This window comes from Acetobacter sp. AAB5 (genome assembly GCF_050106715.1).
Lineage (GTDB): Bacteria > Pseudomonadota > Alphaproteobacteria > Acetobacterales > Acetobacteraceae > Acetobacter > Acetobacter oryzifermentans.
Map to the genome: position 1 here is coordinate 1 of NZ_JBNIEW010000087.1, position 223 is coordinate 223.

Consider the following 223-nt stretch of genomic DNA (forward strand, 5'->3'; position numbering starts at 1 on the left):
TGCGCCTGAACGGCCGCCATATGGCTTCAGCGACAGCTATTGCTGCCTTGCCTGTCCGGCGTATGGATGGGCAGGGGAATGTCATGCTTTCACAAGTGGCGCATGTGCATGAAGTTGACGGTACACCACGTATCAGTCGTGCTGGTGTGCGCCGCCGCATGGTTGTGCAGGCGAATGTGCGAGGGCGGGATCTTGCGTCCTTTGTTGCCGAAGCGCAGCAGCG

The 223-nt window shown here is 60.1% G+C and carries 1 protein-coding gene; it reads left to right on the forward strand.

The features are described 5' to 3' along the window. Nucleotides 1-223: efflux RND transporter permease subunit (locus ACP7IZ_RS13920; protein ID WP_426849768.1), on the forward strand; the 223-nt coding region annotated here is incomplete at both ends.